18 protein-coding genes and 1 riboswitch are annotated in these 18,349 nt (G+C 62.6%); of the genes, 4 read left to right on the top strand and 14 right to left on the bottom strand.

Going from position 1 to position 18,349, the window contains the following annotated elements; all coding sequences use genetic code 11:
* Positions 1-61: 61 nt before the first annotated feature.
* A complete protein-coding gene (gene cysS, locus E8L22_RS06845) occupies positions 62-1,504 on the top strand; it encodes a cysteine--tRNA ligase (protein ID WP_136524445.1) in 1,443 nt (480 codons plus the stop codon).
* Between the two features lie 99 nt (positions 1,505-1,603).
* On the opposite strand, the gene E8L22_RS06840 is transcribed toward cysS, so the two are convergent.
* Complete coding sequence (locus E8L22_RS06840; protein WP_135869231.1) at positions 1,604-1,783, bottom strand: ribbon-helix-helix protein, CopG family; 180 nt, start codon at positions 1,781-1,783, stop codon at positions 1,604-1,606.
* 252 nt (positions 1,784-2,035) lie between these two features.
* The gene (locus E8L22_RS06835; protein ID WP_136524444.1) at positions 2,036-4,318 is read right to left on the bottom strand and encodes a sigma 54-interacting transcriptional regulator; all 2,283 of its coding nucleotides are present in this window, start codon (positions 4,316-4,318) and stop codon (positions 2,036-2,038) included.
* Positions 4,319-4,708: 390 nt separating this feature from the next.
* Here E8L22_RS06835 and E8L22_RS06830 point away from each other — a divergent pair, with 390 nt between their 5' ends.
* On the top strand, positions 4,709-6,142 hold the full coding sequence (locus E8L22_RS06830) for a transglutaminase-like domain-containing protein (protein ID WP_136524443.1): 1,434 nt from the start codon (positions 4,709-4,711) through the stop codon (positions 6,140-6,142).
* A 29-nt stretch (positions 6,143-6,171) separates the two neighbouring features.
* Here the strand turns inward: E8L22_RS06830 and E8L22_RS06825 are convergent, their stop codons facing one another.
* From E8L22_RS06825 to yihA, 11 genes are all read right to left on the bottom strand, one after another.
* Positions 6,172-7,023, bottom strand: a complete 852-nt coding sequence (locus tag E8L22_RS06825) for an energy-coupling factor ABC transporter ATP-binding protein (protein ID WP_136524442.1) — start codon at positions 7,021-7,023, stop codon at positions 6,172-6,174.
* 9 nt (positions 7,024-7,032) lie between these two features.
* Positions 7,033-7,791: a cobalt ECF transporter T component CbiQ gene (cbiQ, locus tag E8L22_RS06820; protein WP_136524441.1), complete on the bottom strand. Its 759-nt coding sequence runs from the start codon at positions 7,789-7,791 to the stop codon at positions 7,033-7,035.
* Positions 7,766-8,077: a cobalt ABC transporter permease gene (locus E8L22_RS06815; protein ID WP_246044567.1), complete on the bottom strand. Its 312-nt coding sequence runs from the start codon at positions 8,075-8,077 to the stop codon at positions 7,766-7,768. Before E8L22_RS06815 ends, cbiQ begins: the two co-directional genes overlap by 26 nt.
* Complete coding sequence (locus E8L22_RS06810) at positions 8,070-8,897, bottom strand: energy-coupling factor ABC transporter permease (protein WP_136524440.1); 828 nt, start codon at positions 8,895-8,897, stop codon at positions 8,070-8,072. Before E8L22_RS06810 ends, E8L22_RS06815 begins: the two co-directional genes overlap by 8 nt.
* Positions 8,897-10,204 (bottom strand): phosphomethylpyrimidine synthase ThiC, encoded by a 1,308-nt coding sequence (gene thiC / locus E8L22_RS06805; RefSeq protein WP_136524439.1) that lies wholly within the window; start codon positions 10,202-10,204, stop codon positions 8,897-8,899. The genes E8L22_RS06810 and thiC overlap by 1 nt, the downstream gene beginning before the upstream one ends.
* The gene (locus tag E8L22_RS06800; protein ID WP_136524438.1) at positions 10,201-11,580 is read right to left on the bottom strand and encodes a cobyrinate a,c-diamide synthase; all 1,380 of its coding nucleotides are present in this window, start codon (positions 11,578-11,580) and stop codon (positions 10,201-10,203) included. Before E8L22_RS06800 ends, thiC begins: the two co-directional genes overlap by 4 nt.
* Positions 11,581-11,593: 13 nt before the next feature.
* Positions 11,594-12,187 carry a histidine phosphatase family protein gene (locus E8L22_RS06795; RefSeq protein ID WP_136524437.1) on the bottom strand — a complete coding sequence of 198 codons (594 nt, stop codon included), beginning with the start codon at positions 12,185-12,187 and terminating at the stop codon, positions 11,594-11,596.
* A 22-nt stretch (positions 12,188-12,209) separates the two neighbouring features.
* Positions 12,210-12,956: an adenosylcobinamide-GDP ribazoletransferase gene (gene cobS, locus E8L22_RS06790; RefSeq protein WP_136524436.1), complete on the bottom strand. Its 747-nt coding sequence runs from the start codon at positions 12,954-12,956 to the stop codon at positions 12,210-12,212.
* Between the two features lie 15 nt (positions 12,957-12,971).
* On the bottom strand, positions 12,972-14,024 hold the full coding sequence (gene cobT / locus E8L22_RS06785) for a nicotinate-nucleotide--dimethylbenzimidazole phosphoribosyltransferase (RefSeq protein ID WP_136524435.1): 1,053 nt from the start codon (positions 14,022-14,024) through the stop codon (positions 12,972-12,974).
* Positions 14,025-14,053: 29 nt separating this feature from the next.
* Positions 14,054-14,575 carry a bifunctional adenosylcobinamide kinase/adenosylcobinamide-phosphate guanylyltransferase gene (gene cobU / locus E8L22_RS06780; RefSeq protein WP_136524434.1) on the bottom strand — a complete coding sequence of 174 codons (522 nt, stop codon included), beginning with the start codon at positions 14,573-14,575 and terminating at the stop codon, positions 14,054-14,056.
* 89 nt (positions 14,576-14,664) lie between these two features.
* Positions 14,665-14,845: riboswitch (cobalamin riboswitch) on the bottom strand.
* A 42-nt stretch (positions 14,846-14,887) separates the two neighbouring features.
* On the bottom strand, positions 14,888-15,523 hold the full coding sequence (gene yihA, locus E8L22_RS06775) for a ribosome biogenesis GTP-binding protein YihA/YsxC (RefSeq protein WP_136524433.1): 636 nt from the start codon (positions 15,521-15,523) through the stop codon (positions 14,888-14,890).
* Between the two features lie 152 nt (positions 15,524-15,675).
* Here yihA and E8L22_RS06770 point away from each other — a divergent pair, with 152 nt between their 5' ends.
* The gene (locus E8L22_RS06770) at positions 15,676-16,527 is read left to right on the top strand and encodes an HDOD domain-containing protein (RefSeq protein WP_136524432.1); all 852 of its coding nucleotides are present in this window, start codon (positions 15,676-15,678) and stop codon (positions 16,525-16,527) included.
* On the opposite strand, the gene E8L22_RS06765 is transcribed toward E8L22_RS06770, so the two are convergent.
* Entirely contained in the window at positions 16,524-16,709 is a 186-nt protein-coding gene (locus tag E8L22_RS06765; RefSeq protein ID WP_136515044.1) for a hypothetical protein, read from the bottom strand. The genes E8L22_RS06770 and E8L22_RS06765 overlap by 4 nt on opposite strands.
* Positions 16,710-16,896: 187 nt before the next feature.
* Between E8L22_RS06765 and E8L22_RS06760 the strand changes: the two genes are divergently transcribed.
* On the top strand, positions 16,897-18,345 hold the full coding sequence (locus E8L22_RS06760) for a sensor histidine kinase (protein ID WP_136524431.1): 1,449 nt from the start codon (positions 16,897-16,899) through the stop codon (positions 18,343-18,345).
* The last annotated feature ends 4 nt before the right edge of the window (positions 18,346-18,349 follow it).

Genomic DNA, 18,349 nt, shown 5'->3' with positions numbered 1-18,349 from the left:
TTTAAAAGCAAGACCAGATATGGCCCCAGGGGCTTATTACTTTTAAAAGAGGAACCGACACATGCCTTTACGCGTCTACAACACCCTTACCGGCAGCAAGGAAGAGTTCGTACCGATCACCCCCGGCAAGGTCGGCATGTATGTCTGCGGCGTAACGGTTTACGATCACTGCCACATCGGGCACGCGCGCGCCAACGTGGTCTTCGACATGATCTACCGGTACCTGCAGGCGAAGGGGCTCGAGGTCACCTACGTCCGTAACTACACCGACATCGACGACAAGATCATCAACCGCGCCAACCGCGACGGCGTCCCCTACAACGAGATCTCCGAGCGCTTCATCGAGGAGTTCGACAAGGACATGGCGCGGCTCATGCTGCAGCTTCCGACCTTCCAGCCGAAGGCTACCGAGCACATCCCCGAGATCATCGCGCTCGTCGAGCGCCTCATCGAGAAAGGTTACGCCTACCAGTCCGGCGGCGACGTCTTCTTCCGCGTCGAGCGCTTCGAGGGATACCTGAAGCTTTCCAAGAGGAACCTCGAGGACATGCAAGCCGGCGCCAGGATCGAGGTGGACGACAAGAAGGAAAACCCGATGGACTTCGCCCTCTGGAAGGGTGCTAAACCGGGCGAGCCGTACTGGGAGTCGCCGTGGGGACAGGGACGTCCGGGGTGGCACATCGAGTGCTCCGCGATGAGCTCCAAGTTCCTAGGTGACACCTTCGACATCCACGGCGGCGGCAAAGACCTCGTCTTCCCGCACCACGAGAACGAGATCGCCCAGTCCGAGGCCGCCTCCGGCAAGCCCTTCGTGAAGTACTGGCTGCACAACGGCTTCGTGAACATCAACTCGGAGAAGATGTCCAAGTCGCTCGGGAACTTCTTCACCATCAAGCAGGTCCTCGAGCGCTACGACGCCGAGGTGCTCCGCTTCTTCCTCCTCTCCGCGCACTACCGCTCGCCGATCGACTTTTCTGACCAGAACCTCAAAGAGGCGGAACTCGGCCTGGAGAGGATCTACAAGGCGTTGGCCGGCATCGATGAACGCCTCGCCGCAGGCACCGACCACGCCCCCACGGCGGAGAGCGCCGAGCTCGAGGAAAAGTGCGGCACGATCGCGGCGCGCTTCACCGAGGCGATGGACGACGACTTCAACACCGCGATGGCGCTCGGCCACATCTTCGACCTGGTGCGCAGCGTGAACCGAGCCCTCCCCGTCGCGCCGCTCGCGCTTCTTGCGCGCGTGAAGGAAGAGATTGGCAAGATAGCCGTTACGCTCGGCGTGTGCGACTCGGTTCCCGCGGAATTCATGCAGCGGATGAAGGACCGCAAGACATCGGAGATGGAGATCCCGGTCGAGGAGATCGAGGCGCTCATCGCCGAGCGCGCCGAGGCGAGGAAGGCTAAGAACTTCAAGCGCAGCGACGAGATCAGGGACATGCTGCTGGAAAAGGACATCGTCCTTCTGGATAGCCCGCAGGGGACCACCTGGAAGGTGAAATAGGAGACGGGGGTGCCGCTCTTGCGGCGGCACTGACGCTGGAATAAAAAAAGGCCGCTTTCGCGGCCGTTTTTTATGGTACGGGTAGAGTTTCGAGGCGGCCTAAGCCGCCTTCTGGCCCATTTCAACACTCCTGGCCTTTACCAGTTCCATCGCTTCCCTCATGATTTCGGAAACGCTCTTCTTGGTGGTATCCATGATCATCTCAAGGGTCTCGCGCTCTGCGTCGCTGATCCTCATGGAAATAACGTTGTACCTAGGGTTCTCTCTCATTCTGCCCATCTTGTATTCTCCTTGTTCTGGTTAGTGCTCAAATTTGGTGACACGATGTCTACACTATTGCTACATGCGTGCCAATGCGAAAAAAAAGCACCCTGCCAGCCTAAGTCATTGTTTTCACGTATACTGAATTTTTAGAATTAGAGTCTTGTTATGTTCCAGTGTATACAAAGTGCGCCAATTTTGGCACACGCTGCGTAATTGTGCCCATTTGTATCATTTTGACCACCGGCGCAACGGCTCCCGAGCGTTAAATCACTCCTCTTCGCCCTCTCTGGCGCGAATGGTGCGTCCTTTCAACCCGTGCTTGGCCAAAAGACGATAAAAGGTGCGTCTCGGGATGTTGGCAAGTTGTGCCGCTTTTGACACATTGCCACCCGCGTCCGCCAGATAGCGCTGGATCAGCTTCTTCTCGACGCGTAGCACGTGCGGCTCGCGCTCCTTCTTGAAGGAACGGAGGTCGATGACATCCTCACCCTCGTCGGCGTAGCTTTCCGCGAAGGCAAGGGGAAGGTTCCCGAGCTTTACGATGTCGTCGTGGGTCAGCACCGCGGCACGTTCGATGACGTTCTGCATCTCGCGGATGTTACCCGGCCAGGGGTACTTCACCATGGCGTTGATGGCGCGTTCCTCGATGCCGATGATGTGCTTGTTCAGCTTGTTGCGGGCCTTCTCCAGGAAGTGGTGCGCAAGCTGCGGAATCGACTCCACCCGCTCCCGCAGGGGGGGCATGGTGATGGAGAAAACGTTCAGACGGTAGTAGAGGTCCTCGCGGAACCAACCGTCGCGCACGCCGTCCTCAAGGGACTTGTTGGTCGCGGCGATGAGACGGACGTCCACACGGCGTGCCACGGTCCCACCGACCGGCCGCACCTCCCCCAGGTCAAGCACGCGCAAGAGCTCCGCCTGCAGTTTCGGGGTGATATCGCCGATTTCGTCCAGGAAGATGGTGCCGCCGTCGGCGGCCTCGAAAAGGCCCTTCTTCTCGGTTATCGCGCCGGTGAAGGAGCCTTTCTTGTGACCGAAGAGCTCGCTCTCGAGGAGCGAGTCGGTAATGGTGGTGCAGTTCACGGTAACGAGCGGCTTGTCGTTTCGCTTGCTGTAGCGATGAATCGCACGCGCCGCGAGCTCCTTGCCGGTACCGGACTCGCCCCTGATGAGCACCGTCGTCGGGGTCGGTCCAACCTGCTTGATCTGGTCCAGCGCATCCAGGGTCTGGCTGTCGCTCCCCACGATGAACTCGTCACCGTACTCGCGGTCCAGCTCCCTCTTGGCAAGCTCGTACTTCTGGATCAGGCGCCCGCGCTCCTCCTCGAGCTGCTGCAGGTTGTGCGGCAGGCACATCTCAAGGTCCGCCAGCCCCTGGAAGACAGCGACGGCGTACTCGCGGCAGGTCCGGTAACCGCAGGTGCGGCAATTAAGCTCGTCCTTCTGGGTGAACTTGTTGGTCGCCTGCAGGATCTTCTTCACGTCCCCACCCTTGGGTATGGGGAGCTTCGCGTACTTGTCCGAGAAGGTGCGGGAAAAATCGATCTGCCAATCCTTTTGGTAATGCGGCGCCATCCGGTAAGGGATCTCCCGGCGGAAATGGGATATCACCATGTTGCGCCTGGAGAACTCGGTGAGCTCCCTGTTGCGCCCCGGGCCGCCGATGCAGCCGTCGTAGCAAAAGCGCAGATCGACGAGCTTCGGGCTGATGCGCCCTGCGGCCAAGTCCTTGATGATCCCCATGACGTTCACTTCCCCCTCGGCGGTCACGATATCGGTATCGAGCGGGTCCGGGTTGATGCCGAAGGCCTGGAAGGACCCCTGGGAAAGCGAGAAGACGCGCCCCATGTGCGGCTCGCGCCCGTCGTAAGGCTCCTCCTCCAGAGCGGTGAGGTCGATGCCGCGTTCCTTGAAGATCGACTCCAACTCCCGGTAGGTCAAAAGGACGTCCACCGCCCCCCTGGTCTGCTCAGCCTGCACCTCGAACTTGCCGGCGATGCAGGAACTGATGTAGATGACCTTCACGTGGTCGCCGAGGACGTGCTTCAGGTAGCGTCCCATGGCAACCATGTGGGTCACCACCCCGACCATGTTCTCGATAAGCTGCGGGTAGTGGCGCTCGACCAGGTCGACGACGGCCGGGCAGTGCGAGGAGATGAGCGGCAGGTTCGTGTTGTTGATCGCGCTCTTGTACTCGTCCGCGATGAGCTCCACCCCGCTCGCGCCCTCGTGCACCTCGGCAAAACCAAGCTGACGCAGACCGGCGGAGAGTTGGCCTGGGGAGCAGTAGTGGAAGAAGGCCGGAAAGGAGCAGCCTAAAACGGCGATGACCGGCTCGCCGGAGGTGAGCAGTGCCTCGGTGACGGTGACGTTGTCGGCGATGACCTTGGCGTGCTGGGGGCAGTTGCTCAGGCAGTTGCCGCAACCGATGCAACGTTCCGGGATGATCTCGGTGTAGCTCTTCTCCACCTTGATCGCTTTGACCGGGCAGCTGCGCACGCAGGAGTAACATTTACGGCACTGGTCGGTAATGGTGACTATCGGGTACATCTTTCCTCGCTGGACAATGAAATTGCAGGACGAACGGATTGTATAGGATTCGCGAAAAGTGTGCAACAGTTGGCACACTCGAAGAGACGGGATTTCGGGCAAAAAAAACCCTAGCGACTAGGAGGGCAAGTCAGCTAGGGGAAGGGGGATCCTACGATCCCCCGCAACTCTTATCTATGTCCCCATTATACTTGTCCCGTTTTCGGACTGCAACAGCTTAAGTGTATTTAATCAAAGGATTATATTTATCATCAATCTCATGAGGTTGCACCATGTCGGCATTCATCAGAATTACCGACCGGTTAGCGCGTTGCGCATGCCGCGGGTTGTGTGGTATAAATTCCCCCGCACGCACCGCAGTAAATCATCAAAGTTCTCGAGGAGCCGCCCATGTCGCGCCATATGAAATACGGGAAGTTGCTGGTCGCATTGATCATGGTCCTTCTGCCGCTGCACCTGTTGGCAGCCCCCCTGCCGCAAATCACCTCCCTCCCGGAAGGGGAGCGCTGGTTTGCCATCATCATGGGGGACGAGCAGGTCGGCTTCGGCCAAACCACCGTGACCCGTACTGCTGAGGGGTACCAGATCGCCTCGCGCGGCAGCGTGAAGATGAAGGTGATGGGCTTCTCCAGGGAAGCAAGCTCCACCGAGACCTATCAGGTGGCCCCGGACCTGGCACTGCGCTCCTTCCAGGCGGAAACCCGCATCGACGGCAGCCCCTCGGCGGTGAGCGGCGAAGTTACGCGCAAGGGAATCAGCGTCGTGACCCGCTCCGGCAACGGCAGGAAGGAGCATACCCTCAAGGTGAAAGGCGTCGTCTACCCGCCGCACGCACTGAACCTCTACCCGCTCATGCATGGGGCGGTGCCCGGTAAGACCTACAAGATCCAGTACCTCGACGTAGAGGCGGTGAAGGTCAAGCAAGCGAAGGTCGAAGTGGTCGGGCAGGAAACCCTGGACGGAAAGGCCGTGGTGCACCTCAGGAACAACCTTTACCCCATGGTGGACAACGACATCTGGATCGATTTGAAGGGGAACGTCCTGAAGGAATCGGTGCGGGACGGGCTCGTGGTCACGCTCGCCCGGGACGAGGCGACAGCGAGGGCCGAACTCGCCGAAGCTGCCATGGCGAAGAAAGACCTCGTCCTCGACCTGAGCCTGATACGGGTAACTCCCCCGATCGAGCATCCGGAGCGGCTGCAGAAGCTGGTCGTCCGCATGACCGGCATCCCGGCTGAGCAGCCACTCTTGCAGGGGGTGAGGCAGAAGGCGGAACGGATGCCCGACGGCGGCGTCGTCTTCACCCTGCCGAACCCGGCCCCTGCAGCTGCTGCACCTCCTGCCGAGACGGACGTGCAGCCGGGAGAGCGGACGCCCAGCGACAATCCCGAAATCATCGCCCGCGCGAAGACCATCGTCGGTGACGAGAAGGATCCCGCAAAGAAGGCGGCCCGTTTGGCCGCTTGGGTCGCCGCGGAGATCAAGCCCGATGTAACCGACGCGCAATCACCACTGGAAATCCTGCAAAAGGGACGCGGCAACTGCCAAAGCCATGCACGTCTCTACACCTCGCTCGCCCGCGCCGCAGGCATACCTACCCGCTTCGTCTCCGGTCTCGTCTACCAGGGGGACGGCTTCCTCTACCACAGCTGGGCTGAAAGCTATTTGAACGGCACCTGGGTGCCGATCGACCCGACTTTCAACGAAGTGCCGGCCGGCCTCACGCACATAAAGCTGATTGAAGGAGATTCCGTGGACGAGATGGGGAGCGTCGCCGGCATGATAGGCAGGACGCACGCCACAGTATTGGAAAAGCGCTACTGATAAAGAAAGCGGATGTGGATTGGTGGAGGTTAGCTCTCGGAACGGGGCCGCTGCATCGCCTCCACCATCTCGCGGCGCGCTTCGCCGATGGTGAGGGGTAGCCTGCTGAAGGAGAATCCGTCTTCGTGCTTCAACTGGTAAATGAGCTCGGCGATGTGGGGCAGGCGCAACTTCACGTTGGCAAGCTCCTCTGGAGCGGTAAAGACCTCCTCCGGAGCGCCGCCGCGGACCAGACGCCCGCGACTTAAGATGTGCAGCTGATGTAGGAAGATCGGCACGAGATCGACGCTGTGCGTCGCCATGACGATGGTCACCCCCTGGTCCCGGTTCAGCCGGGTCAGGAGTTCCATCATCCGGTACTCCCCCATCGGATCGAGCCCTGCGGTAGGTTCGTCCAGGAGCAGGATCTCGTGCCCCATGGCCAGAAGTCCCGCGATGCAGACGCGCTTTTTCTGCCCGTAGCTCAGGTTGTGGATCCCTTTGCCGGCGAACTCAGCCATGTCGACGCTGGCGAGCGCGGCCTCCACGCGAGTTTTCACCTCCGCCTCGCCGCACCCCATGTTGCGCGGCCCAAAAGCGGCGTCCTCGAAGACGGTGGTGGCGAAGAGCTGGTCGTCCGGATTCTGGAACACGAGTCCCACCTTGCGGTAGATGTCGCGCGGATGCAGCTTCAGCACGTTTTCCCCGTCGAGCAGCACCTCGCCTTTGTACCCCTTGATCAGGCCGTCCATGACCTTCAAAAGCGTCGTCTTCCCCGAGCCGTTGGATCCGAGGATCCCGGTGAACTCGCCGCGCCGGATCTCAAGCCGCATCCCGGCAAGCGCGACGGTCCCGTCGGGGTATTTGTAGCTTTCCAGGTCGACAGAAATTCTTGTATCCACGATACCCCTCTAGATGAGCCTGATGACGGCCATGGCGCCGACGAAAAGAAGCGCCGAGCCGACCTCGGCGACGCGCAGCGGCCGGTGCATCGACATGGGCATGACGCCGTCGTAGCCGCGCTGCACCATCGCCGTCGTGATACTCTGGCTGTTGTCGAACGCCTTGATCACCATCACCCCGGCGAGGGTGCCGAAGGAAGCAAGGGCACGACGGCAGCCGACGTAGCCGAGCCGGTTTTTCTGGGCGTGGTAAACCACCTGGGCGTCCTCCAGAAGCAGAAAGAGGTAGCGCCACGCGAAAAGCGCCACGTCGACGAGCACCTGGGGCACCCTCATCCAGGAAAGGGCGGCCATCAGTTCGGTGAAGGGCGTCGAGAAACCGACCACACCCAGCAGGGTGACCCCTCCCAGAATCCGCCCCGCGATGAGGAGACCGGCATCCAGGCCGTCGCGGTGCGCCACCAGTTCATACCCCAAAAGACCGAAGCGGAAAAGCGGAGCGTTGCCGGAAAAGAAGGTCTTAAGCAGCAGCACCACGACCGCGATGAAAAGCGGTTCGGAAAAACGCAGCGCCAAAAGGCGCACCGGCGTCCCGAGACGCAGACAGAAAAAGAGGCCCGCGGCGGCAACGAAGAGCGGGAACGCGGCCCCTTGCGAGGTGATCACCATGACCAGCAAGGCGAGCGCGCTCAGAAGCTTCACCCGGGCGTCGACCTGCACCAGGGCATGGCCGGCGTGAAAGCTATGTGTGCTTAAGTGATGATGCATCGTCTTTCCTCGGCTTTTGAGCCGTCAGGTCGCGCCAATAGTATCCCGCCACGAAGCCCCCCACCGCTCCCGCCATGAGAAAGGCGAACAGCAGCAGATCACCGGAGAGATCGAGAAAGGGCGGTTTCGCCTCCCGGCCATGCTCCTTGGCGACTTTCTCCACCACGGCCTCGTCGACCCCGTCCCAGGCGTGGGAAACGGAGGAGACGCAGGAGAGGGCGAGCAAAAACGCGGGGAGCATCATCGCAGAGCGGAACGATTTTTTCCACTGTTTCCGGTCACGCATTGACGGAGCCCTCCTTTTCCGTAATCACCCTCATCCTGACCAGCAGGTCCGGCCGCTTGCGGTAGAGAAGCGTCACCATACCGGCCGTGATCACCCCTTCGAGGATGCCCAAGGGAAGCTGGGTGGGGAGAAAGGCCACCACGACCTTAGCAAAGAGCGGCCAGAGAGGCGCGTCTCCCCGGATCCCCAGGGCGAGGAACAGAGAAGTTGCCGTGTAGGTGGCCCAGTCGGCAACGATCCCCGCGAAGAAACCGGCGACGCCGAGGCTCCCGCCCATGCGGCGCAGGACCCGGAAGGTGAACCAGGCGGCGAAGGAGCCGATCACCCCCATGGAAAGGGCGTTGGCGCCCAAGGTGGACAGACCGCCGTGAGCGAGAAAGAGCGCCTGGATCAGCAGCGACACCGCGGCGACGACCACGCTGACCAGGGGACCGACCAGGATCGCCGACACGCCGGTACCGCACGGGTGCGAGCAGGTCCCCGCGGTGGGAACCGGGATCGGCATACAGGAGATGATGAAGACCACGGCGGTCAAAAGCCCAACCAGCGGCTTCAGTGAAAGGTCCTCGCGCGCGAGGGCGTTCAGCCGCCTTGCACCCAGCGCCAGGAACGGCACGAGCACGAGGTACCAGGCGAGCGCCCAGGAAAACGGGAGGATCCCCTCCGAGATGTGCATCGCGAAGGCGGGGGAGGCCAACAGCAAGGTAAAAAGCGTTCCCGTTGGTAGCGCCCATATCCCGGCTCTCCCCCTCCCCTTGCGGGAGGGGGAAGGGGGGTGGGGGAGGGTGCCATCATTTTCGCGGCGTGCAGTGTTACGCATCAAATCTTGTCTCCGCGCAGGTCGGCGGCGAAGATCTTCCCGGCGCCGCGGGAGGCGCAGAAGTCGCCGCACATGGTGCAGGTCTGCTCGTCCTCGGGAACGCGGCTCTTCCTTATCTCGGCCGCGTCCTCGGGGAAGAGGGCAAGCTCGAACTGACGCTGCCAGTTCAGGTCACGGCGCGCCTTGCTCATCTCCTTGTCGCGCTCCCTCCCTTTCTCCGGGTACTTGTTCATGTCGCCGATGTAGGCCGCGATCTTGGCCGCCTTGACCCCCATCTTCACGTCCTCCTCGTTGGGGAGGGCGAGATGCTCGGCAGGCGTAATGTAGCAGATCAGGTCGGCGCCGTAGCGCGAGGACTGGGCCGCCCCGATGGCGGCGGTGATGTGGTCGAAACCGGGGGCAACGTCGGTGGCGATCGGCCCCAGCATGTAGTACGGCGCGCCGCCGCTCATCCTTTTTTGCAGCTTTATGTTCCCTTCGATCTCGTCCAGCGGTACGTGGCCCGGGCCTTCCACGAGCATCTGGCACCCCATGTCGCGGCCGACCTCGGCGAGCTCACAGTTGATCAAGAGTTCCTGGATCTGGGCGCGGTCGCTCGAGTCGTGGATCGCGCCCGCCCTGAGGCCGTTCCCCAGCGAGAGGACGGTGTCGTATCGCTTCAGGATCTCGACCACGCGGTCGAACTTCTCGTAGAGCGGGTTCTCGCGGTTGTTGGCGAGCATCCAGGCGGCCATACTGACGCCACCCTTGGAGACCAGGCCACCGTAGCGGTACCCCTGCTTCCTCAGCCGCTCCAGGGTGTAGAGGTTGATGCCGCAGTGCACCGCCATGAAGGCCATGCCGTCGGCGCACTGGCGTTCGATGATCTCGAAGAGCATCTCCTCGTCGAGCTTGTTGGGATCACCGTACTTGCGCGCCGCCTCGCAAAAGGCCTGGTACAGCGGCACGTTGCCGACCGGCAGGTCGACTGCGGCGATCACCTCGCGGCGCACCCGGTCCAGGTCTCCCCCGACGGAGAGCTCCATGAGGGTGTCGGCGCCGGACTGCTGCGCGGCAAGCGCCTTTCTGACCTCGGCCTCGTAGTCAATGATGTCGGAGGAGGTGCCGATGGAGGCGTTCACCTTGGTTCTGAGCCCTGCGCCGATGCCGGCCACCTTCGGTTTCCTCACGTGGTTCCAGGGGATGACGATCTGCCCCAGCGCCACTTTTTCCCGGACGTACTCCGGCGTCACGTTCTCGTCACATGCCACCTGCGCCATCTGCGCGGTGACGATGCCTGCGCGCGCCGATTCGATCTGCGTTTTCATGTAAGACTCCTGGTCCGGTATGCCCTGCAGTGCCCCACGAAGTCCCGTGCGATACCCGGCGCGCTGCCGAAATGTAAATGGATGTAGGAGGCGAGGCAGTTGCGGTAGCGATACCCCTCGAAGCCGAGGTCGATCCCCTTCCTGCTGACGCGGTAGAGCCGCTCGAAAGGCTGCGGCACCTCCTCCATCTCTGAATAATGAAATTCGTGCCCACGAGCGACGGTCCCCTTGCTACCCACGACGCCGTCGGCCAAGAGCTCCACCTCGCGGTACCCGAGCGCCTTTCTGCGCGGCAGCATGCGGGTCAGCACCGGGAAGATCCCCACCATGGCGTGGCTCCCCTCGTCGGCTGCCACCGCGCCGGTCAGGTAGATGAAGCCGCCGCACTCGGCGTACACCGGCATGTCCCGCTCCACCGCGCTCAGGATCGCCTGCCGCATCGCCGCGTTTTCCGCGAGCCGCGCCGCGAAGAGCTCGGGATAGCCCCCAGGGAGGTAGATGCCGTCGACACCATCGGGGAGCGCCGCGTCGGCAAGGGGCGAGAAGTAGCAAAGCTCGGCGCCCGCCTCCTCGAGAAGGCGCAGGTTGTCCGGATAGGCAAAACAGAAGGCGGCGTCGCGTGCCACCGCGATGCGCACCTGGCGGAAGCCGTCGGCCTTGACACAGGTCTGCTCCCCCTGAACCGGGAATTCCTCCTGCGTCGCGTCGAGAAGGCGCTCCAGGTCGAGGTGCCGCTCCATGACCCCGGCCAGATGGCCGAGGAACTCGTCCGAAAGCGGGTTCTCCTCCGCCGTCGTCAACCCCAGGTGGCGCGAAGGGATGCCGAGCGCGGGGTCCTTCGGAAGACACCCCAGAACGGCGACGTGAGGCAGGGAAGCCGCCACTGCCTCCCGCAGGATCGCCTCATGGTTCGCGCTCGCCACGTTGTTGAAGATGGCCCCGGCAACCTTGACGCCGGGATCGAAACTCGCGAAGCCGTGCACCAGGGCGGCGGCACTGCGGGCCTGGCTCCGGGCGTCCACGACCAGCACGACCGGCGCCGCAAGGAGCTTCGCCACCTGCGCCGTGCTCCCGGACTCAGACACGCCGTCGATGCCGTCGAAGAGCCCCATCACCCCCTCGATCACGGCGACGTCGACACCGGCCGCATGGCGGGCGAAGGTATCGCGGACAAAGCCCGGGGGGCACATCCAGCCGTCCAGGTTAACGGAAGGCGCGCCGGTCACCAGCCGGTGGTAGCCGGGATCGATGAAGTCAGGTCCGACCTTGAAGGGGGCGACGCTAAGCCCGCGCCGTCTCAAAAGGGCCATGATGCCGAGGGTGACCGTGGTCTTCCCCGAGCCGCTGTGCGGCGCTGCGATGACGAATCGTTTCATGGGAGCCGCCCCGTCACCCGTTGACCAACTGCACCACGGTGTTGCCGTCGGCCCAGTAGTCGATGATGTTCATGGCGCAGTACTGCTGGTCGATACTGAAGAAGGAGCCGAGCGGCGCTTTTATCGCGTCCAGGAGAACGATGCGGTTCACGCCGCCGTGCGCCACGACGAGCACGTCCTCGCCGCGGTGCTGCTCCACGATCTCGTTCAGGGCCGGCAGCACGCGGGCGGCAAGCTCACCGAGGCTCTCGCCTCCAGGGGCGCAAAAGTGCTCGAGGTCCGCCATCCTTGCCGCCCACTCGTCCGGGCGCTGCTCCTGGATCTGGGCCACCGAGAGCCCCTCCCAAGCGCCGCAGTTCAGCTCGCGGAGGGCGGGGACCTTCACCGGGGCCACGCCGAGGTACGGCCCGAGGATCTCGCCGCCGCGCACGGTGCGGTAGAGGTCGCTCGTGTAGAGGGCGGTGATCCGGTCCGGGTCGAGGCGCGGCTTCATCTGGTGGTACATCTCCTCGCCGCGCGGGGTGAGGCGGACGTCGAAGTGCCCGTTGTAGCAGTGGGAGCGCTCGACCTCGCCGTGACGGATCAGGTGTATGCGTGTTCTTTCCATGGTCACGTCCTTTATCCCGGAGCTACCCGAGCCGCCCGAGGAGGGCCAGCAGGAAGAGCAGGGAGAAGATCTCGTTCAGCTCGCTCGCGCAGCCAATCACGTCTCCGGTGACGCCGCCCAGCCTTTGGTGCGCCCACCCCTTGACGCCTAAGGTGAGCACGAACAAAAGGAGCAGGGTGACGAGGCCCGAAAGCCCGAGGAGGAGAGCTGCTATCGCTACGGTGCAGGCACCGGCCAAGACGAGCTGCAGCGCCCCGGCACCTCCAACGAAGGCATGCCCGAGGCCGTCCTTGCGGGCCCGCTTCGAGCCGACCGTCATCTGTACCTGGGCGAAGCGCGCCGCCATTGGGAAGAAGAGGAGCGCCGCGCGCTTGTGCTCCGGGGGGAGCGCCAAGAGCGCCTGGTACTTGAGCATGAGCCCAAGGACGAGGCCGACCGCACCCACCGCCCCGACGCGGGAATCCTTCATGATCTCGAGGAAGCGCTCCCTCGGGCCGCGCGCCGCCAGCCCGTCGCAGACGTCGGATAGTCCGTCCAGGTGGAGCGCCCCGGTCACGATGCTCAAAAGGGCGACGAGCACGAGGTCGCCCACCGGGCACGGCAGCAGCGGCGCGAGCAGGAAGTCCACCCCCGCCATGAGGGCGCCTACCGCGAGCCCCACCAGCGGGAAAAAGGCCATGGAGCGCCCGAGGTCCTCCTCCTCGCAGCGCACCGTTACCGGCAGCGGCACGATGGTGAGGAACTGGAAGGCGATGATGAAGAGACGCATCGGTCCTCCCGCCTCCTAAGAGGAGGCCACCCCGGCTTCCTCGAAGGTCGCCATTTCCTTGAGCACCTTGACACCCGCCTCGATGAGCCCCATGGCGAGCGCCGCGCCGGTTCCTTCGCCGAGACGGAACTGCAGGTCGAGAAGCGGCTTGACCCCGATCCGCTCCATCATCATCTGGTGGCCGATTTCCACGGAGGTGTGCGCGGTGAAGATGTAGTCGCGCACCGAGGGGTGCATTTCGGAGGCGATGAGCGCGCCGGCGGTGGAGATGAAGCCGTCCACAACGACCGGCAGGCGGTTCGCGGCGGCGCCGAGCACGAGCCCGGCGATCCCGGCGATCTCCAGCCCCCCAACCTTGGTGAGGACTTCGAGCGGGTTCTGCGGGTCGGGACGGTTCAGGTCGAGGCCGGCCTGGATCGCCCGGATTTTCTTCTCGAGCGCCTCGTCGCCGATGCCGGTGCCGCGATGCGTCACCTCGCGGACCGTGCATCCGGCGATGGCGGCGATGATGGCGGAGGAGGGGCTCGTGTTGCCGATTCCCATCTCGCCGGTACCGACCATGGCGACCCCTTCCTTCTTGGCCTCTTCGGCGAGTGCTATGCCGACCTCGACGGCGGCGACCGCCTCCTCAGTGGTCATGGCGGGGCCCTTCGCGAAATTGCGGGTTCCCTTCGCCACCTTCCTGATGATGAGCCCGGGGGCGGGTTCGAAGTCGTAGTCGACGCCTACGTCCACTACGCGCACCTCCGCGCCCGTGTGGCGCGCAAGCACGTTCACCCCGGCGCCGCCGCGCAGGAAGTTGAGCACCATCTGCGGCGTGACCTCTTTCGGGAAGAGGGAGACCCCTTCCTCGACGATGCCGTGGTCGCCCGCGAAGGTGAAGATCACCTTCTTCGCCGTGTCGGGGGAAAGGTCCTCGGTGATGGCGGCGAAACGGCGCGCCACCTCCTCAAGACGACCGAGCGAGCCCTGCGGCTTGGTCTTGTTGTCGAGTTTGGCCTGGGCCTTGGCGAGAAGTGCCTCGTCCACGGGCTGAATTTTGGCCAGGGTGGCCTCCAGAAGTGTCATGCCTGCCTCCTTGTGCGTCATCGCAACTTTCATTTGAGCCTGAGCGGCAGCCCGGAGATGGTGACGTACACCTCGTCGGCCGCCGCGGCTATGATCTCGTTCGCCTCACCCGCCAAGTCCCGGAAGGTCCGCGAGAGCGGGTGTTCCGGGACGATCCCCATGCCGACTTCGTTGGTGACGATGATGAGTGGTGTATTTAAATGCGGGAAGCTTCCGGCGAAGCTCTTCACCTGGGCCAAGGCCTCCTGCGCGCCCCCCTCGCAGCGGAAGAGGAGGTTCGTGACCCAGAGGGTGACGCAGTCCATAAGGATCACGTTGAAGCGGTGCTCGTGGGCGCGGATCGCTTCCTCCACCCCGACGGGCTCTTCGACGGTCTGCCACTCGGGCCCGCGTCTTCCCCGGTGCCGCTCGATGCGTTCGGCCATCTCGGCGTCCCCCGCCTCGCCGGTGGCGAGGTAGCCGCGCAAGGGGGCGTAGCTCTCGGCGAGCCCCTCGGCGAACCGGCTCTTGCCGCTTCTCGCACCGCCAGTGACTAGGACCGTTTTGGACATAAAAAAACCCCCCTTCCATGGACGGAAGGCGGGTCAAAAATCGCACTGCGGGCGCGATTCCGGCTTTAGCCCCTCTGCCACGGAGGTTGCGGTAAGCTTCTATCCTGGCAGGTTTCCTGACTCACGGGTCGTCTTACTCGCCGCGCCTTCCCGATACGATCAGTGGCGTTGTTGCGGCTTTCATCTCCGTTCACAGTTGCGGGACAGCGAGGGATTCACACCCTCTTCCCTTTTAACCCCACTCGGGGCACCAGGACGAACGTCTCGATTTTCATACAGCGCCATGTTTACTAACAGAGGCGCCGCTGGTTGTCAATCAATAACCGGCTCGGCTTCCGGCGCGATTTCGCCGGGTTCGGCGTCGTCGGGCGCCAAAAGAGCGTCGATGCGGGCCCAGACCGCGTCGCGTCCCTCCTTGTTCAGGGCGGAGAAGAAGTTGAGTTCCCCCTTCGTCACGCCGAGCTTCTCCGCGATCACCGCGGTCTGCCGCGCGCGCTCGTTCTTGGAGAGCTTGTCGCACTTGGTGACCACGAGGATCGGGGCGACGGAATAGGCCCTGAGCCAGGCGAGCATCTGCAGGTCGTCCTCGGTCGGAACCCGGCGGATATCGAGGATGAGCACCACGCCGCGCAGGTTCTTCCTTTTGGCGAGGTAGGTCTCCATCATCGGGCGCCAGTCCTTCTTAACCGCGAGCGGCACCTTGGCGTAGCCGTAACCGGGAAGGTCGACCAGCATGAAGTCGTCGTTCACCTGGAAGAAGTTGATGAGCTGGGTACGGCCCGGGGTGGAGCTCGTGCGCACCAGGTTCTTGCGGTTCACCAGCACGTTCACCAGCGAAGATTTCCCCACGTTGGAACGGCCGGCGAAGGCGATCTCGGGGAGGTCCCCCTCGGGGTAGTGGGCGGGCCTTGTTGCACTTTTAATAAACTGCGTCGTCTTTACGATCAATGTACCGACCTATCCTGTTTTTTCGCCGCAGTATAGACTGCGCTGCCCCCCCTTTCAATCATTAAATCCCCGCTTGCTTAAAGCTAATAATTTGGTATATTTTGGAACCTGACCGAAACCCGCCGTCCCAGCCCACGCAAGGATCTCATGGCATGAACAAAGAACTCGAAACTGCGATCATGACCGCAGCGGACCTCCCCACCATTCCTATCGTCGCCATCAAAGTCATGGAACTCATCGAAAGCGACACGGCAACGGCGGAAGAACTGGCCAAGATCGTTTCCTCGGACCCGGCCGTCGCGGCCCGCGTCCTCAAGATATCCAACTCATCCTTCTACGGCTGCCGCCGCCAGATCCAGACCCTCTCCAGCGCCATCGTCATCCTGGGCTTCAGCACCTTGCGAAGCCTTGTCGTAGCCGCATCGGTGAAACAGGTGTACAAGCCGTACGGGCTCACCGAGAAGATGCTCTGGGAGCATTCCTTCGCCGCTGGCCTCGCCGCGAGGATCATCGCGAACCGCACCCGCGCCGCAAACGAGGAGGAGGCCTTTCTCGCCGGCCTGTTCCACGACATCGGAAAGATCATAATGAACACCCTGGACCGCGACAAGTTCCAGGAGGTCATGCAGCACTGTTACAACGAGGGGATCACCTTCGGGCAGGCGGAACGCGGGATATACCCCTTCACCCACGACGAGGTGGGGGCATACGTTATAAAGAAGTGGAACTTCCCTGAGATACTGACCAGTGCCATACTGCAGCACCACAACCTAGACTTCACCGAACTGGATGACCCGGCGGTGGTGAACCTCACCGCGGTCACCTCGCTTGCGGACCAGTTCTGCCTCAAGCTCGGCATCGGCATCAGGGAGCCGCGGGAAGATGTGGATCTCGCCGGCTCGAAGGCAGGCCAGATGCTGAACTTAAGCGAGGAAAAGGCCGAGGAGATGCTGGAGATCTTCGACAAGGCCTTCGGCGAGGACAAGGCCCTCTTCACCAGCTAGGCCTCGGGAGTCTCCTCCACCTCGGCCTCCTGCAGCAGCTTTTTCGCCTCATCGGAGATGCTGACACTGTCCGCCTGGTCCGCCTTGTGGCCAGGCTTTTCCCGCTTGCGCCGATGCTCCTGCCCCCCCGCGTCCGGGTCGATCCTGAGGTTGTTCGAAATCCTGTCGACGATGTAACTCATGCTCCCGATCCTCCCGCCGCCTCTGGTCATGAATATCAACGACCGGCATCTTAGCAGCAAGTCAACGCTAATGGAAGCCAATTAACCGAAGCATAACCGCCCCCCGCGAGAGATCACTCTTGTCTGGGTGAAGGCGCTGCAGTATACTTCGGAGCTTAGTGAAAACTCACCGTCCGGAAAGGGTGTTATGAAACTTAATACGAAGCTGGTGATGATCATGCTCACCATGCTGGTAGTCGCCACGCTGGTACTCTTCCTCCTGAACCAGTTCAGCCAGAACGACCTGGTGCAGGAGATCCAGGAGAGCTCCACGGTGGTCTCCAAGGCGATTCAGCTGAGCGTGGAGGACCTCACCTCCGAAGAGGAGTCCTCCCGCCTCTCCGAGTACCTAAGCCACGCCAAGAACAAAGGGATCAACGAGATCAACATCATCAACAACGAGGGGGAGATCATCAACTCCTCCGACCCGGCGCAGGTCGGCAAGAAGCGCGAGATCAAGAAACTCGAGAAGGGTCTCAAGGCATCGCGCCGCGGCGGCGGAGGGGGCTCGCTCAAGCCCTACGACCTTGTCGTGCCGGTCATCGTGGGGGACGAGCAGCTGGGCTACGTGCAGATCAACCTCCTTTTGGACAACATCCGCGACATCCAGCACGCAAACTTCGTCCGGCGCCTCTCCGCTACGGTGCTCGTCTTCATGGCGGGGATGATCCTCATCATCTTCCTGGCGCGCCGCTACACGAGCCCGATTCGTCGCCTGGCCACGAGCGTCAAGGAAGTCTCCGCCGGGGACCTGAGTGTAACCTTCGAGGCGGGAAGCGGCGACGAGATCGGCGAACTCGCCGCGAACCTTAACGAAATGGTGAAGAAGCTGAAGGAGAAGGAGCAGCTGGAAAAAAGACTCTACGAGGCGGAACACCTCTCGAAGGTGGGGCAGTTGGCCGCCGGCATCGCCCACGAGATCCGCAACCCGCTGAACTACATAAGCCTCGCCATCGACCACTTGAAGAGCGAGCTGCTGCCGACCTGCCGCGACAAAGGAGGCGAGCTCACCTCGATCGCCGACAACATCAAGGAAGAGGTTCGCAAGGCGAACTACATGGTCCTCAACTTCATGAACTACGGACGGCCGCTCAAGCTGAAGCTGCAGCAGGTGAGCTACAACGACCTCGTCAGCAAGGCGATGCAGATCATGCAGGACCGGCTCGTCGAGCGTAACATCACCGTGGTCAGGGAGATCCCGGCGGACCTCCCCCCGCTGCAAATCGACCCGGAATTGATGCGCAACTGCCTCTGCAACTTCTTGAGCAACAGCACCCAGGCGATGCCCGAAGGTGGCGCCATCACGTTTGGGGCGGCGCTCGATGCCGACAACGGCGTATTCCGCCTCACCTTCAGCGACCACGGCACCGGGATCGAGGAGCAGGACCTGGAGAAGGTCTTCCAGCCCTACTTCACCACGCGCGAGGCCGGCATAGGTCTTGGTCTCGCCATCACCGAGCGCATCATCAAGGAGCACGGGGGTAGCATCTCGGTGGCGAGCCGCAAGGGCGAAGGTACCACCTTCACCGTGCTCCTTCCCGCGCCCGGTGCGGCGCAGCAGAAGCTGGAAACGCGGGAAGCGTCGGCGCAGGCGTAAACCG

It is taken from the genome of Geomonas ferrireducens, assembly GCF_004917065.1.
In the GTDB taxonomy this organism is placed as follows: Bacteria; Desulfobacterota; Desulfuromonadia; order Geobacterales; family Geobacteraceae; genus Geomonas; species Geomonas ferrireducens.
Note: the sequence above shows the minus strand (reverse complement) of the source record. Positions and strands in the feature narration are given on the sequence as shown.